At 56.9% G+C, this 12,421-nt stretch carries 16 protein-coding genes; 8 read left to right on the top strand and 8 right to left on the bottom strand.

Annotated elements, in window-relative coordinates:
• Nucleotides 1-8 precede the first annotated feature (8 nt).
• From ccoO to AZE99_RS09995, 8 genes are read left to right on the top strand one after another with little or no spacing between them, the layout of a single operon-like run.
• Nucleotides 9-743, top strand: coding sequence for a cytochrome-c oxidase, cbb3-type subunit II (gene ccoO, locus AZE99_RS09960; protein WP_067200460.1), 735 nt, complete (start codon nucleotides 9-11; stop codon nucleotides 741-743).
• Nucleotides 740-901, top strand: coding sequence for a cbb3-type cytochrome c oxidase subunit 3 (locus AZE99_RS09965; protein ID WP_067200463.1), 162 nt, complete (start codon nucleotides 740-742; stop codon nucleotides 899-901). Before ccoO ends, AZE99_RS09965 begins: the two co-directional genes overlap by 4 nt.
• Nucleotides 894-1,829, top strand: coding sequence for a cytochrome-c oxidase, cbb3-type subunit III (gene ccoP, locus AZE99_RS09970; RefSeq protein ID WP_067200465.1), 936 nt, complete (start codon nucleotides 894-896; stop codon nucleotides 1,827-1,829). The genes AZE99_RS09965 and ccoP overlap by 8 nt, the downstream gene beginning before the upstream one ends.
• Complete coding sequence (gene ccoG / locus AZE99_RS09975) at nucleotides 1,816-3,273, top strand: cytochrome c oxidase accessory protein CcoG (protein ID WP_067200468.1); 1,458 nt, start codon at nucleotides 1,816-1,818, stop codon at nucleotides 3,271-3,273. Before ccoP ends, ccoG begins: the two co-directional genes overlap by 14 nt.
• On the top strand, nucleotides 3,270-3,746 hold the full coding sequence (locus AZE99_RS09980) for a FixH family protein (protein WP_067200471.1): 477 nt from the start codon (nucleotides 3,270-3,272) through the stop codon (nucleotides 3,744-3,746). Before ccoG ends, AZE99_RS09980 begins: the two co-directional genes overlap by 4 nt.
• Complete coding sequence (locus tag AZE99_RS09985; RefSeq protein WP_067200474.1) at nucleotides 3,743-5,866, top strand: heavy metal translocating P-type ATPase; 2,124 nt, start codon at nucleotides 3,743-3,745, stop codon at nucleotides 5,864-5,866. Before AZE99_RS09980 ends, AZE99_RS09985 begins: the two co-directional genes overlap by 4 nt.
• The gene (gene ccoS / locus AZE99_RS09990; protein ID WP_067200476.1) at nucleotides 5,863-6,015 is read left to right on the top strand and encodes a cbb3-type cytochrome oxidase assembly protein CcoS; all 153 of its coding nucleotides are present in this window, start codon (nucleotides 5,863-5,865) and stop codon (nucleotides 6,013-6,015) included. The genes AZE99_RS09985 and ccoS overlap by 4 nt, the downstream gene beginning before the upstream one ends.
• Nucleotides 6,012-6,245 (top strand): hypothetical protein, encoded by a 234-nt coding sequence (locus AZE99_RS09995; protein WP_067200479.1) that lies wholly within the window; start codon nucleotides 6,012-6,014, stop codon nucleotides 6,243-6,245. The genes ccoS and AZE99_RS09995 overlap by 4 nt, the downstream gene beginning before the upstream one ends.
• A 14-nt stretch (nucleotides 6,246-6,259) precedes the next feature.
• On the opposite strand, the gene AZE99_RS10000 is transcribed toward AZE99_RS09995, so the two are convergent.
• The 8 genes from AZE99_RS10000 to AZE99_RS10035 form a co-directional block, all read right to left on the bottom strand.
• Complete coding sequence (locus tag AZE99_RS10000; protein WP_067203533.1) at nucleotides 6,260-6,895, bottom strand: response regulator transcription factor; 636 nt, start codon at nucleotides 6,893-6,895, stop codon at nucleotides 6,260-6,262.
• Entirely contained in the window at nucleotides 6,885-8,417 is a 1,533-nt protein-coding gene (locus AZE99_RS10005) for a sensor histidine kinase (RefSeq protein WP_067200482.1), read from the bottom strand. The genes AZE99_RS10000 and AZE99_RS10005 overlap by 11 nt, the downstream gene beginning before the upstream one ends.
• A 116-nt stretch (nucleotides 8,418-8,533) precedes the next feature.
• Nucleotides 8,534-9,346: a universal stress protein gene (locus AZE99_RS10010; protein ID WP_067200485.1), complete on the bottom strand. Its 813-nt coding sequence runs from the start codon at nucleotides 9,344-9,346 to the stop codon at nucleotides 8,534-8,536.
• A gap of 111 nt (nucleotides 9,347-9,457) precedes the next feature.
• Nucleotides 9,458-10,045 (bottom strand): NAD(P)H-dependent oxidoreductase, encoded by a 588-nt coding sequence (locus AZE99_RS10015; RefSeq protein ID WP_067200488.1) that lies wholly within the window; start codon nucleotides 10,043-10,045, stop codon nucleotides 9,458-9,460.
• Complete coding sequence (locus tag AZE99_RS10020) at nucleotides 10,042-10,677, bottom strand: hypothetical protein (RefSeq protein WP_067200491.1); 636 nt, start codon at nucleotides 10,675-10,677, stop codon at nucleotides 10,042-10,044. Before AZE99_RS10020 ends, AZE99_RS10015 begins: the two co-directional genes overlap by 4 nt.
• Nucleotides 10,678-10,707: 30 nt before the next feature.
• Entirely contained in the window at nucleotides 10,708-11,067 is a 360-nt protein-coding gene (locus AZE99_RS10025) for a hypothetical protein (protein WP_067200494.1), read from the bottom strand.
• A 65-nt stretch (nucleotides 11,068-11,132) separates the two neighbouring features.
• The gene (locus AZE99_RS10030; protein WP_067200497.1) at nucleotides 11,133-11,684 is read right to left on the bottom strand and encodes a hypothetical protein; all 552 of its coding nucleotides are present in this window, start codon (nucleotides 11,682-11,684) and stop codon (nucleotides 11,133-11,135) included.
• Nucleotides 11,685-11,695: 11 nt separating this feature from the next.
• Nucleotides 11,696-12,325 (bottom strand): peroxiredoxin, encoded by a 630-nt coding sequence (locus AZE99_RS10035; RefSeq protein ID WP_067200499.1) that lies wholly within the window; start codon nucleotides 12,323-12,325, stop codon nucleotides 11,696-11,698.
• Nucleotides 12,326-12,421 lie beyond the last annotated feature (96 nt).

Genomic DNA, 12,421 nt, shown 5'->3' on the forward strand with positions numbered 1-12,421 from the left:
ACAGGAACATGACCACACTCACGCAAAAGCACAAGAAGATCGAGCGCAGCATCACGCTGCTGGCGGTACTCTCTCTGGTCACGGTGGCAATCGGCGGGATCGTCGAGATCGCACCGCTTTTCTGGATCGACAATACAGTGGAGGAAGTCGACGGAGTGCGGCCCTATACCCCGCTCGAACTGGCTGGCCGCAATATCTATGTCCGTGAGGGCTGCTATTCCTGCCACAGCCAGATGATCCGGCCGTTCCGCGACGAGGTGGAGCGCTATGGCCATTATTCGCTGGCGGCGGAATCGATGTATGACCATCCGTTTCAATGGGGTTCCAAGCGCACCGGGCCGGATCTGGCTAGAGTCGGAGGCCGCTATTCGGATGAATGGCATGTTCAGCATCTGACCGACCCGCGCGCCGTCGTGCCGGAATCGATCATGCCGCCTTATGCCTTTCTTGCCGAAAAGAAATTGAACGCGGGCGACATGAGCGGCCATCTGCGCGCCCTGAAGCGGGTTGGCGTTCCCTATAGCGAGGAAGCGATCGAAAAGGCCAATGAGGATCTGCTGACCCAGGTCGATCCGATGGCCAGCACGACCGAGCTCGAGAAACGCTATCCCAAGGTGCAGGTCCGCGACTTTGACGGCAATCCGGACAGTCTCACCGAAATGGACGCCCTGGTCGCCTATTTACAGATGATCGGCACATTGGTCGATTTCGAGGCAGGTGAAGCACAGGAGCTGCCCCGATGAACTATGAAGCGCTGCGCCACTTTGCCGACAGCTGGGGCCTATTGTTCATGGCTCTGGTCTTTCTGACCCTGATCGGCTGGACCTTTCGCCCCGGTGCCGGACGCCGGCACGAACAGGCCGCCCATATGATTTTTGACGAGGACAAGAATGATGTCTGAGAAGAAACGCGTTGATCAACCGACCGGTACCGAAACCGTCGGCCATGAATGGGACGGTATCGAGGAACTCGACACGCCGATGCCGCGCTGGTGGCTGCTGACGCTATATGCGACAATCGTCTGGGCAATTGGCTATGTCATTCTCTATCCCGCCATACCGATGCTGAACTCCGCGAGCGAAGGCCTGCTCGGCTGGAGCAGCCGGGGCGACTACGCACAATCGGTGTCTGCGCGCGAAACTGAGCTGGAGCCAATCCGGCAGGCGCTGGTATCGACCGATATTCGCAAGCTGCACGGCAGTCCCGAACTGATGCAGCAGGCGGTCGAAGGCGGCCGGTCTGCCTTCAAGGTTCACTGTGTTCAGTGCCACGGCTCCGGTGCTGCTGGATCGAAGGGCTATCCCAATCTCAACGATGATGACTGGCTTTGGGGCGGCGATCTCGAAACGATCGAATATACGCTGATCCACGGCATCCGTAATCCGGACCACGACCAGACCCGCTTCTCGCAAATGCCGGCCTTCGGCAAGGACGGCATATTGCAGTCGAATGAAATCCAGGATCTGGTTTCTCATGTCCGCGTCCTCGCGGGCCGGGAGAAGCAGAGCGCTGCAGCCACACGCGGAGCGGCCTTGTTTGAAACCAATTGTGCAGTCTGTCACGGCGCCGATGGCACCGGCGACCGCACTCAGGGCGCGCCCAATCTCACCGATGCGATCAGCCTCTATGGGCTCGACCGCGCTTCGCTGACCGACACGATCACCAACAGCCGTTACGGCGTGATGCCGCGCTGGGGACAGCGGCTCGACAGCGCGACCATCCGGATGCTGACGGCCTATGTCCATTCGCTTGGCGGCGGCGAAAAACTGCCAGCGCTGGATGAAACGGCTGGCACGCCGGGCGAAAGCGGGAACGATGAGCAATCCTAAGGAAATTCTCGATCCCGAGCTGAAACTTTATGAATCGCGCAAGAATGTTTTTCCGAAGGCGGTTGACGGCACGTTCCGGCGGCTGAAATGGGTGATCATGGCGATCACCCTCGCCATCTATTATGTCACGCCATGGATCCGCTGGGATCGCGGGCCCTATGCCCCCAATCAGGCGGTGCTCGTCGATCTCGCCAACCGGCGTTTCTACATGTTCGGCATCGAAATCTGGCCGCATGAATTTTATTATGTCGCGGGCATGCTGGTCATGGCCGGTATCGGGCTTTTTCTCGTCACCTCTGCTGTGGGCCGGGCATGGTGCGGCTATTCCTGCCCGCAGACTGTCTGGACCGACCTGTTCCAACATGTCGAACGCGCCATCGACGGTGACCGCAATGCCCAGTTCCGCCTGCAGGACGCGCCCTGGGGACCGAAGAAGATCGGCAAACGGTTGTTGAAATGGTCGGTGTGGCTGTTCATCGCCTTCTGGACCGGTGGTGCGTGGATCATGTATTTCGCCGATGCGCCCACGCTTGTGGTGGATTTCTGGAGCGGTCAGGCCCCGTTTGTCGCTTATGCCACGGTGGGCGTGCTGACGCTGACCACCTTCATCTTCGGCGGCTTCATGCGCGAACAGGTGTGCATCTACATGTGTCCCTGGCCGCGCATCCAGACCGCGATGATGGACGAAAAATCGCTGACCGTCACCTACAAGGACTGGCGCGGCGAGCCGCGCGGCAGCGTGAAAAAGGCGGAGGCCCAGCCGGGTGCCTTCGGCGACTGCATCGACTGCAACCAGTGTGTAGCGGTGTGTCCAACCGGCATCGATATCCGCGAAGGACCGCAAATCGGCTGCATCACCTGCGCCCTGTGCATCGACGCCTGCGACAAGGTTATGGATCAGGTCGGGCGTCCGCGCGGACTGATCGACTATGCCACGCTGGAAGACGCCGAACTGGAAAAGGCCGGCAAACCTCATAATCCGGTGCTGAAAACATTGTTCCGTCCCCGCACGATCCTTTATTTCTCGATCTGGGGCGCAATCGGACTGGCGATGCTGTTCGCGGTCGGCAACCGGACGCGCATCGATATCAGCGCAAATCATGACCGCAACCCGGTTTATGTCCAGCTCGCCGACGGCCATGTCCGCAACAGCTACACGATCAATCTGCGCAATATGGAGAACCGACCGCGCGACATGATCATCGGCATGACTGAACTCAAGGGCGCCGTGATGTGGTCCAACGCCGGATCACGGGAAGCTGCGGGCCAGACGCTGGTCACCACGGTTCCGGCCGACAGCGTAGCGAGACTGCGGCTTTATGTCGCCGCTCCGGGTGACGGACGGGTCCGGGAGGACTTCGCCCTGACAGTGATCGCTGCGGATGACGCGGAAGCGAGCGATATTGACGAGGTATTTTTCGAAAGACCGGAGACAGGCGAATGAGCGAGAAAACTCCTGCAGTGAAGAAATTCACCGGCTATCATGCCGCGGCGATGATCGTTGCCTTTTTCGGGGTGGTCGTGGTTGTCAATCTGGTGATGGCGCAATTTGCTCTGTCGACATTCAGCGGCACGGTCGTCGACAACAGCTATGTGGCGAGCCAGAAATATAATGAATGGCTGGAACAGGCCCGCAATCAGAAGGAATATCGCTGGACCGTGTCGCCTGCCTTCCGGAAAGCGGGCAAGGCCGCCATAACCATCACCGCCGAAGACGGCACCGCCCTGCAAAAAGCGACGATGACTGCTGTTGCAGAACATCCGATTGGTCAGTCCGATCCGTTCGAGGTCAGCTTCGCCCAGACCGGTACAGGCGAATATCACAGCGTGCAGTCCCTGCCCGAGGGCCGCTGGAAACTGAAGATCATCATCACCCAGGATGACAAGAATATGCGCGTGGTTCGGGATATCTGGTGAACGCGATCGCGCCTATCAGCAACGGTCAGTCGCAATCGATCGTCTCCCGCTTTGCCGTGCCGGCAATCCGTTGCGCCGGTTGCATCTCGAAAATCGAGAACGGCCTGAGCGGCGTGCCCGGCATAATTTCCTCGCGGGTCAATTTCTCGACCAAGCAGGTGGCGATAACCCATCTGCCGGAACTGGATGACGACCAGCTCAGGCGCAAGATCGAGACGCTCGGCTTCGAAGCGCAGATTCTCGCCGACAATCCTTTGGCCGAAGAAAAAGGCAGCACCGACAAGCTGATCCGCGCGCTGGCCGTCGCCGGCTTCGGGATGATGAATATCATGCTGCTGTCGGTCAGCGTCTGGTCCGGTGCAGCCGGAGTCACCCGGGATTTGTTCCACTGGCTCTCCGCTTTGATCGCCATTCCGGTAATCGCTTATTCGGGTCGCCCGTTTTTTGCATCTGCCGCCATGGCCCTGCGCTACGGTCGGACCAATATGGATGTGCCTATCTCGATCGGCATCTTGCTGGCAACCGGCCTCAGCATCTATGAAACCGCTACAGGCGGTGCCCATGCCTATTTTGACGGCGCGGTAATGCTGCTGTTCTTCCTGCTCGCCGGCCGGGTGCTGGACGGTATGATGCGGGATCGCGCGCGGGAAGGCATTGGTGCGCTACTGAAACAGACCGCGCCGGGTGCGATGATAGTGGAAAATGACGGCAACACCCGCTGGGTCGCCGCCAAAGAACTGCAACCGGACATGCGGATGATGGTTGCGGCCGGTGGCAATCTCGCGGCCGACGGAATGATTGAAACGGGTTCGAGCAGCTTCGACTGCTCGCTGATGACCGGCGAAAGCGAACCGCAGCCAAAGGGCAAAGGCGATATGGTTCTGGCCGGAACGCTGAACCTGTCATCACCGGTCATTGTGCGAGTCACGGCCATTGGCGAAGACACCAGCGTTTCGGACATCGCCCGGTTGATGGACGAAGCCGGACAGCGACGCTCCTTCTACGTGCGCGTCGCCGATCGCGCGGCCCGCTATTATGCACCGGCGGTCCATAGCCTCGCCCTGCTCGCCTTTGCCTACTGGATGTTTGCCGGTGCCGGCTGGCACCAGTCGCTGCTGATCGCGGTCGCAGTGCTTATCATTACCTGTCCCTGTGCGCTCGGGCTCGCGGTACCGGCCGCGCAGGTCGTGGCCTCGGGCGCATTGCTGCGCAAGGGTGTGATGGTCAAGGACGGCAGCGCACTGGAGCGACTGGCGGAGGTCGATTACGCGCTGTTCGACAAGACCGGGACGCTCACCCTTGGTCGGCCGACACCGGTCAATCTCGATGACCTCAGCCTTACCCAGAAACAGGTCACACTGGCGCTCGCACAGGCCAGCCGCCATCCGATCAGCAAGGGTATCCGCTCCGGCTTGCTGGCGCTTGATATTGAACCCGCCGCGTTGGACGATATTCAGGAAGTGCCCGGCAAAGGCATGACTGCACACTGGAATGGTGTAAAAGTGATGCTCGGCAAGCCCGAAAAGTCCGAGGACCATCTGTCCAGCCAGTTGACCGTCGGGAGCGAGAATGTCGTGCTGCAACTGCAGGACGAAATCCGGCCGGACGCGCCAGAGGCCATTGCAAGATTGCAGGCCTTCGGACTTCCTGCCTCGATCATATCCGGTGACAATATTCGCTCCGTGTCGCTTGTATCAGGCGCTCTGGATATTCCTGCCCAGGCTGGTGCCTCGCCGCAGGACAAGGTCGAAGCCATCACCCGGCTGACCGACAGCGGTCACAAGGTGCTGATGGTGGGCGATGGTCTGAACGACGGCCCTGCCCTTGCCGCGGCCCATGTCTCGATTGCGCCGGGATCGGCCAGCGATGTCGGCCAGCAGGCTGCCGATGCCGTCTTTACCAGCGAATCCCTGCTGCCGGTTGCGCTTTCCGTGAAAGTTGCACGCCGCACCATGCAGATCGTCCACCAGAATTTCGCCCTCGCCATCGGCTATAATATTTTCGCCGTGCCGCTCGCTCTTACCGGCATGGTAACGCCGCTGATCGCCGCAATCGCCATGTCACTCTCATCGCTGATCGTTGTCGGCAATGCCCTGCGCCTCAACGGAGCAGCCAATTGAGCGGCCTGGCAATCCTGATACCCGTCGCCCTGCTGATGGGGCTTTGCGGCCTGGTGTTCTTTTTCTGGGCCATGCGAAACGACCAGTTCGAGGATCTCGATGGCGCGGCCCAGCGGGTGTTGATCGACGAGCAGGACGAGCCATCATGATATGCCGGATCAGGAAGTCCCCGTTCAGCCGGTTTGCGATCGCCGGAATTGCGCTGCCGCTTGCCGCGATGCCGCTTTCAGCGAAATCGGAAATGATGACAATCAGTCTGTGCTCTGCCGATGGCGAGGTGCGAAATATCTCCATTCCTGTTGATCAGGACAATGGCAGGAATGATTGCGCCAAACCGTGCCACGCCTGCCTGTCCCGCAAGAAAGGCACGAAAAGCTGAATTTCCGGATTCTGCTATTTTTCCTGCCCGTCATGGTCATTGGCACCTTCCGCAGCAAAACCGATGCGCAAAGCCTCGGCCAGACTGCGCACCCGCAATTTTTCCATCATATTGGCGCGATATATCTCCACCGTGCGCGGTGAAATACCGAGATCATAAGCGATGGTCTTGTTGGGAAATCCGGCCAGCAACCCGTCGAGTACGTCCTGCTCTCTTCCGGTCAGACAGGCCAGTCTGACCTTCGCTTCGGAAGCAGCCATTTCCTTCAAGCTGCTATCCGCCAGTCGCACGAATGCCTCTTCCATGGCCGCGATCAGGGCTTCCTTCTCATATGGTTTTTCGAGGAAGTTGACCGCCCCGGCCCGCATCGCCTGAACCGCGATTTCTATATCGCCGTGCCCGGTCAGGATCACGACTGGCATATCAATACCATCCTTGATCATTTGCTGCTGCACCTGCAGGCCGTCCATTTCCGGCATCCGGACGTCCAGCAAAACGCATCCCCGGTCGGCGCCTTTTGCCAGCTTCAAAAATGCAACGCCGGACTCTACCGGCTGAACTGAAAATCCTGCGTGTCGCAGCATGAATGCGGCCGACCGCCGCACGCTATCATCATCGTCAACCACATAGACCAGCCGCTCATTCGTCAACATCTTGCTCCTGTTCCGCCTTTTCCAAAGTTAGCCGAAATATGGTTCCCCCGCCCGGATTGGGTTCCACGCGGATAGTCCCGCCATGTGCTTCTATGATTGTCCGGCATATCGAAAGGCCCAATCCCATGCCATCCCCTTTGGTACTGGCAAATGGATCGAAAAGCCTGTCGCCCAGTTCCTGATCGATGCCGGAACCGGTATCCGAGACCGAGATCTCCACCCGCTCGTCATCTATCGACCTCACACCGATATGCAGCTTTTTCTCAGCGCTATCGGCCATCGCCTCGATCGCATTGCGCATCAGATTGACCATCACCTGCTGGATTTGCACGCGATCGACAAAGACGTGATTGGTATCAGGCGCGATATCGATCGAGAATTCCACGCCTTTTTCCTGGGCACCGATCGTACCGAGGACAGTCGCGTCTTCCACCACCTGAGCGATAGACAAAACCCTGCGGTTGATCTCGCCGCGCGATACAAATTCCCGCAGACGCCGGACAATGATACCCGCCCGCAGGCTCTCGGAGACGCTTTCCGCCAAAGCTTCCCGAAAAAACTCCCGGTTCTCCGCCAGATCACCATCCATCATGTCCCGCGCCGCTGAAAGATAGTTGGCGATCGCGGTCAGCGGCTGGTTGATTTCATGGGCAAGCGAAGAGGCTAATGTACCGACCGCGCTCAGCCGAGAGGCATGGGCCAGATCCGCTTGCAGGGACTGCAGTTCCGCTTCCGTCTGCGTTTTTTCGGTGAGATCTATGATGAAACCGGTAAAATAGCGCTCATTGCCGATTTTTGCTTCGCCGACTTCCAGTTGCAGCGGAAACGTCGTTCCGTCTTTTCTGCTGCCGACAACGGTTCGACCGATGCCGATGATCCGCTTTTCATTGGTCCGTATATAGCGTTCGATATATCCATCATGGGCCGCCCGATAGGGCTCCGGCATGAGGATTTTCACATTTTCTCCAATGATTTCTTCTTGCTCATAGCCGAACATTTTTTCGGCCGTGGTGCTGAAAGAACTGATCAGTCCGGCTTCATCAATCACGATCATCGCGTCGGGAATCGTCGTCAGAATCGATTTCAATATTGAATCTGCCTGATCGAGTTTTTTCTCGGTATTTTTATGCGCTGTTATATCTTGAAAGGAAATCAGAACGGCATCAACATGACCTTCGGAATTGGCCAGAGGTGCCAGATTGCAAAGCGTAAGCATCGAACGGCCGTCCGGAAATTCCAGCTGCAATTCGAACGGCTCGATATTCCTGTTGATGCTGACATCAAATGCGAGCGCCATTGATTTCTGGAAAATTGGCTGGTGGGATGGCGCGACGCAGGTTCCCGGCGCACCGTGGGGCAGTTCCGCGATGCTGGCTACACCCATGATATTCAGCCCTGCAATACTGCAGTTGATCGCCTGCAGATCGCGATCGACTATCATGACACAATTAGGCAGGTTGGACAGAACGGATTCCAGACCGAATGTCCGATTCGTGTCAAAAGCGCTGGTTTTACGCACTTATTAATTATACCCTTCGGCTGCCCCATCGCAAAGAGCGATTGTACGTACCCTACACAAAATACGGGTATTGCCAAAAGGAAATCGAGACCGTCTTTGGCGCGAGGCTTCATCGTTCAATGTGAAACGACAAGTGGAATATGGCAGTTTTTGAACAGGTTGCGCGTTACGCCGCCGAACAGAAACTCTCTTGCCCGGCTATGCCCGTAAGCACCCATGACGATATATTCCGCCTTCACATTTTTCGCTTCCGCCAGAAGCGTGGCTTCCACCGGACCCTCGCCAGCCGGGGGACTATGAATTTCGGACTTGATGCCGTGATAGGCGAGATATTCCGAAGCAGAGAGCTGCGGCAAGTCGTGATCCTTGTCCTCCTCGACCGTCAATATATGGACATCGCTAGACATTTTCAGCAACGGCACGGCAGCTCGTAGCGCATTGCCCGCCTCCAGGCTGCCGTTCCAGGCGACCAGTGCCGGTCCGCAAGCATCAAATTTCTTCACATTGTCAGGCTGAACCACGACCGGAGCCGTCGCATTGAACAGCACATCTCCCAATATTCCGAGCGGCAGCGCCGCATCCTTCTCACCGCTGGCAGAGCTCAAGACGATGATGTCGACCAAGGCCGAATTTTTGGACAGACCGCGCGAGGGATCTACATTTTCTTCTCGATAATCCCAGGAGACACCTTCACCAGCCAGCCGTTTTTCGATCTCCGCACGCAGCTTTTCGTCCTGTTCCCGTGCCAATTTGCTGATATCATACATCACCGACATGCCGGTGACGCCATCAAAAGCCATTTGGGGATTATAGGGATTGGCGCGCAGACAATGAAGATGTCCACCCACCGAACGGGTCAGGTCAAGCGCCGCTTGGAGCCGAGCCTCAAGGCCCGCATCGTCGGCAATATATAGCAGCACTGATTTCATGAATTTTCTCCTGTAATCCTCTCCCCGTTCGGGGAAAGGCGATGGCTTAGGAATAGCTGGAGAAATAACCGCTCAATATACGGGTTTATACGGATATCCAGAAGGTCTCGATCAGTCCCCGGCGGCGCCATGGGCGGCTATTTTATCCAGCCAGCGCAGGCGATGTTTTTCGCTGCTATCCACATTGCCGATCAATGACGTGGACACCGGATCGATACCGGCAAGCTCCAAGATATTTCTGCGAAAACTGCGAACACTGTGGGACGCGAAATAGGCGCGGTAGAAAAACGCTGGCATGCCCATGCTGACAATGAGGCGCGCCGAGCGACCGCGCAGCAATTTCTTTGGCATTTGCTTGCTGTCCTCATCACCATAGTCGAGAGCAAAATTGGGACAAAAAGCATGTTCGATAAATGCCTTGAGCAAAGCGGGCATGTCTCCCATCCAGAGCGGGTAATAGAAGACGATATGTTGCGCCCATCCAATTGCATCCTGCCCCGGCCTAACGGCGTCGGGCACATCTTCTTCAAGCCATTGCTTGCGGCTTTGCAGGATCGGAATATCATGATCGGACAAGCGGATTACCCGCACGTCATGCCCTGCAGCGCGGGCTGCGTCAGCATATGCCGAGACGATGGCATGACCAAAGCGACTGGGACTTGGGTCTGGATGGCCATCTATTACCGCAATACGTTTCACGGTGCCGCTGCTTCCGTCTTTTCACTAGCGGGCGTTTGCCACTGGAAGGCGGTGATCAATTCCATGATCGCTTCTTGAGCAGCGGTATCGACTTCCAGGGGATAGGAAGCCGTCAAACGCGCATCCCAATAGCCATAATCCATCGCGGTAACGCTGAAGTGCCAGGGCACCCCGCCCTTGTCGCCGTCAAAAATCCCTTGATAGGCCGCAATATCGGGTCGTCCGGAGACGAAATAATCCCCTTCCGAAACGACTGCAGCGCTTGAATATTGCGACAACAGATCGGGTTTTACGATCTTGTAATGATCTTCGGCATTCAGTTCTTCGAGATGGATGATCACGATTTTTATTGCGATCTCATGATCTTCAAAATCGCGCAGATATCCAATTTCGAAATTATTGCCGGAGAAATCGGTCGTCATTTCACACTCGCGGCGAAATCCCGCAACGGTTGCCGGGAATATGAACCCGCTGTCTTTGTGAATGATCGACCCTGGCTCTTTATAGGGCGCGAACGGATCAAATAGTGGTGCCGATCCGATCACACATTCCGCTGCGGCAGGACTGGTTGTAAAGGTCAGCGCCATTGCTGCGAGGGATGCGAATCCGGCTAGTTTCCATTTCGTCAGCATATTACTTCCCCCTAGGGTCGGATTTTCGATCTACTCGTGACAGCTGATGACGCGAAACGGCAGTTCGCTGCCATCGGTTTCCGTGATCGTCAGATATTCGCCAACTTTAAGCGGGTGATCCTTGAGCCGGAAAATGGCTTCATCATCTTCGTCGCCTACTTTGTAGGAGAAGACCCATCCCTTCGGCGAAGCAATAACCACCCCGCTCTGATCGGCCTCCCCGGGCCAGAACCGCCTTACCACCGGCCGTTTTTCAGCTTTTTTCAGCGTCTCCGGTTCAATGAAGCCGTCATCGTTCAAGGGAACGCGAAAGACATAAGCATGGGCTGACGAGCCATTGGGATGGTCAGCGGTTCGGGCCAGTTCAAGGCGGATTGTTTTCCAGGTCATGCATCATGTCTGGACGAGTGAAATGGTCGGCGCGATACGCAATATTGCGTAGTTGGCTGAATGATTTACCCGGGAAGCGTGTGAATATGGGCGTCGTGAGCGGAGTGCCCCGAAAGCAGCTCAACCGCTTTTGCCTCATCCTTTTTGTCCCAGGTCCGCACCCAGAGCAACAAACCGCCCTTTTCCAGCTGTTCCGCGATATAATCGGCATGATGTTGATTGATGAAGCGAGCCAGAGCGATTCCGATCGCAGTACCCGAACCACCCAGGGCGAGCGCCGCCAGTGCAGCAGCCAGAGCTCCGCCTGAAGCCACGAGCACAATCCCGGCAAAGGCTCCCACATATAACAGACTGCCAATCACCGCCCCTTCCGCATCGCCGATGCTTTCTATCGGGACATAGGCCTTTGTCATCGCCTCCGGATCATCCTCGATTTCGGCAACCGACTCGAAGCGGTGCCCAAGCTTTTCCTCGACCGCAGTCACTGGCGCGAGCACGCTAATTTCTGCGCGGTCAAATCCGTGACTCAACAGGTCATCAATCGCAGCCTGCAACTGTTCCTCGCTGTCGAATATGCCCACCGCTTCCCGGACTTCGGCTTGATTGGATTCTGCCATTTGCATTCTCCTCAAGCAACGTCGGTCAAGCGGAGATAGGGCCGCAATTCGTCCCATCCCTGAGGGAAGAGTGTACTGGCCTCGTCATTGGCGATCGACGGCGGGATGATGACTTTACCACCGGGGCGCCAGTCTGCCGGTGTGGCAATGCGTTTTGCATCCGAGAGTTGCAGCGCGTCGATCACGCGCAATATCTCGTCGAAATTGCGACCGACGCTCATCGGGTAAGTCATCGTCAACCGGATCTTCTTCTCGGGATCGATGATGAATACCGAACGCACCGCAGCCGTGTCGCTCTCTTCCGGATGGATCATGTCATAGAGTCTGGCGATCTTGTGATCTGCATCTGCGACGATCGGGAATTCCAGGTTGGTATGCTGTGTCTCGTTGACGTCGGATATCCATTTCAGATGTTCCTCGGCCGTGTCTGTTGACAGACCCAGTGGCTTGGTATTGCGCTCTGCGAACTTGTCGGCAAGTTGCGCGGTCCGGCCCATTTCCGTCGTGCATACCGGCGTGAAATCGGCAGGATGACTGAAGAAAAATACCCAATTGTCACCAGCCCATTTGTGAAATTCAATCTCTCCAATAGTGCTGTCCGTGGTAAAATCTGGAGCGGTGTCGCCAATATGCAATGACATCTGATTGGTCCTTTGTAATTTTTCTGACATTTGCTCTCAGGTAAGCTCCATCAGCAACGGAATGAATCCGTAAACCTACGTAAATCCGGCAATTAC

The organism is Sphingorhabdus sp. M41 (assembly GCF_001586275.1).
Classification (GTDB): Bacteria; Pseudomonadota; Alphaproteobacteria; order Sphingomonadales; family Sphingomonadaceae; genus Parasphingorhabdus.

Bases quoted from the DNA above. Each gene is read 5' to 3' on its own strand.
- ccoO (WP_067200460.1), top strand. From the start codon at position 9: ATGACCACACTCACGCAAAAGCACAAGAAGATCGAGCGCAGCATCACG.
- AZE99_RS09965 (WP_067200463.1), top strand. From the start codon at position 740: ATGAACTATGAAGCGCTGCGCCACTTTGCCGACAGCTGGGGCCTATTG.
- ccoP (WP_067200465.1), top strand. From the start codon at position 894: ATGTCTGAGAAGAAACGCGTTGATCAACCGACCGGTACCGAAACCGTC.
- ccoG (WP_067200468.1), top strand. From the start codon at position 1,816: ATGAGCAATCCTAAGGAAATTCTCGATCCCGAGCTGAAACTTTATGAA.
- AZE99_RS09980 (WP_067200471.1), top strand. From the start codon at position 3,270: ATGAGCGAGAAAACTCCTGCAGTGAAGAAATTCACCGGCTATCATGCC.
- AZE99_RS09995 (WP_067200479.1), top strand. From the start codon at position 6,012: ATGATATGCCGGATCAGGAAGTCCCCGTTCAGCCGGTTTGCGATCGCC.
- AZE99_RS10010 (WP_067200485.1), bottom strand. From the start codon at position 9,346: ATGAAATCAGTGCTGCTATATATTGCCGACGATGCGGGCCTTGAGGCT.
- AZE99_RS10020 (WP_067200491.1), bottom strand. From the start codon at position 10,677: ATGCTGACGAAATGGAAACTAGCCGGATTCGCATCCCTCGCAGCAATG.
- AZE99_RS10025 (WP_067200494.1), bottom strand. From the start codon at position 11,067: ATGACCTGGAAAACAATCCGCCTTGAACTGGCCCGAACCGCTGACCAT.
- AZE99_RS10030 (WP_067200497.1), bottom strand. From the start codon at position 11,684: ATGGCAGAATCCAATCAAGCCGAAGTCCGGGAAGCGGTGGGCATATTC.
- AZE99_RS10035 (WP_067200499.1), bottom strand. From the start codon at position 12,325: ATGTCATTGCATATTGGCGACACCGCTCCAGATTTTACCACGGACAGC.